This is a genomic window from Prevotella sp. HMSC073D09 (assembly GCF_001814145.1).
GTDB classification, from domain to species: domain Bacteria; phylum Bacteroidota; class Bacteroidia; order Bacteroidales; family Bacteroidaceae; genus Prevotella; species Prevotella conceptionensis.
On the sequence record NZ_KV815059.1, the window covers coordinates 1 to 2,183 of the forward strand.

At 33.0% G+C, this 2,183-nt stretch carries 1 protein-coding gene and 1 pseudogene; both read right to left on the minus strand.

Features of this window, described 5'->3' with window-relative positions:
- Positions 1–89: 89 nt before the first annotated feature.
- Positions 90–1,850 carry an acyltransferase family protein gene (locus tag HMPREF2955_RS03460; protein ID WP_070721020.1) on the minus strand — a complete coding sequence of 587 codons (1,761 nt, stop codon included), beginning with the start codon at positions 1,848–1,850 and terminating at the stop codon, positions 90–92.
- Between the two features lie 140 nt (positions 1,851–1,990).
- Positions 1,991–2,183, minus strand: a pseudogene (locus HMPREF2955_RS03465) (IS630 family transposase); the annotation flags it as partial.

Consider the following 2,183-nt stretch of genomic DNA (forward strand, 5'->3'; position numbering starts at 1 on the left):
TCTATCTGTTTATTAGGGTGGGAAACTTTAGTTAGTAATAAACCCCTCTCAATTTGTAGGCATTTTAAAAGTCTAGATGACTTCAGTATCTATTTACTTTCGACCATAAATAATTTCGATATATTTAGTTTGGAAGCATAGAATCTCGCGCCAGCCCTTGTCAAATGCAAACCATCATGACTTATCAATTTATGCTCTGGAGTAAATATATTATATTGTCCAGAACTATCTCTAACGACATCCATCATGTTAATAAAACCATCACCAAATGTCCGTTTTTCATTTATATTACGAGTTACAATGTCATTTGCAATATCTATCTTTTGATCATAATAAGAATTCCCAAAAAATCTTTTATTGTAAATCAAGCATGGACTAGAAAAAAATCTTTTATCCCCAACACGATAAAGTTTCTTTTTGGACATTTGGGGAATGAAGGAGTCAAATTTATTAAAATCCCCATTGTTAGCCAAGAAAATATAATTGGCTTTTCTAATTCTCTCATATAAAACATTGTCTAAGGCCTTATGATATGATAAATTAAGAGAATCGGCATAATTAGATTCCTTAAGAATATTGTACCAATCACGAGCATAGCTATCTCCAACAATTAGAACGTTCTTTTTATCATTACTAGGAAAGTCAATATCCTTCTTATCAATTGTGTCATTATATACTAATGTTGCCCATGTTGTAGGTTTCGAAATATATGTTTCTAACTCTGGAATATCTCTGACTACACCTTCATGTTTATAAAAATTAATGGACAAATATGAAATGGGAAGAATTAAAACACAACAAATAGATAAAACATATTTTGTTGTTTTAACATTCCTCTTCATTGCCTTTTCAACACCCTGTTCTATAAAATAATAAGAAAAGTAACCTACTGTTAAAGCACCTCCTATTACAAATAAATAGTCCCATACACTCAACTGATTCTCAATTATATTTCGATAAAATGCTATAATAACTTGATGCCATAAATATATGCTATAACTTGCCATCCCAAGAAAGGATACTACCTTAATATTGGGAATGGGACAAAAGCTCATCTTTGCAGTAGTTATCTGAATTAAAAGAGTGGTGGTTAATACGATTGCCAACAATCTATACTGCTGCGCATTTAGATTTGCATTAAATGCTATCAATAGGATTACCAATAGTAAACAACCCCAAACTTTCCAATTATTTTCTTTCCGCTCTATAGTAGATGACGTTGCTATCAATCCACCAGCTATGAATTCAAAAAGGCGTGATGGGAGTAAATAGAAATGGAATGCGGGTGTAAATATAGGTAATGCATATAACAATAAAGATAGTAATCCTACTATAACTAACATCTTTATTATGAACTGTTTCCAATTCTTAGAAAATCGATGTGCTACCATAAAGAACAAAGGGTAAAGTACATAAAATTGTAAAGCTAAACCTATATACCATGTATGCATCAATGGCTTATATTCATTGGAGGCGTCCCAATAATTACCAGCTGTTATATATTGAACGAAGTTATTCAAAAATATGCTTGAACCTAAAGCCGTTTCAGCCGTGTTCTTATAGTTGGTTGGGAACATTGTGAAATAGCCTAAGCCCAAAGATAGCATACTTATAATTATAACTAAAGGCCATAAACGGACTAATCTTCTTTCTAGAAATTCCAAATAAGAAAAACTTCCATTATCATATTGAGTTATTATACTTCTTGTCGTGAAATATCCAGCAACAACTAAAAAAATGTCCACTCCCAAATATCCATACGTGAAAAGGTTCGCATGGTAGAAAACTACACCTAAAAGAGCAAGCCCTTTCAACATGTCTAAGAGATAAAATCGTTCTTTCTGCATCATCGTTCTGTTTTGTTTTTTTAGATTAAAAATAGTGTTTTTTGCATCTTAATTCTGCAACCTCTTTGTTATAGCTGTTATTATAAGGTCTGAGTAGCTAAATGCTGCTCACAATTTTGCCGTTTTGTAAAATTCACTTATAGTCACAACGAAATGGTTTTGGAATTAACCAATCGGAAATTGAGAGTCAGAAGCGACTCCAACTCTTCCTTGTAATCGGCGATGTGTTCGAAGAAATTCATCACCGCTCGCCTGAACTCCTCCTTCGTTCTGTAAAATCCCGTGTTGATGACTTTCTTCCGGAGCATTTTCCAAAGGCGTTCGATGAGGTTGAGG

What these genes read in the sequence shown, in the direction of transcription:
- HMPREF2955_RS03460 (WP_070721020.1), bottom strand. Translation starts at nt 1,850, where the DNA reads ATGATGCAGAAAGAACGATTTTATCTCTTAGACATGTTGAAAGGGCTT.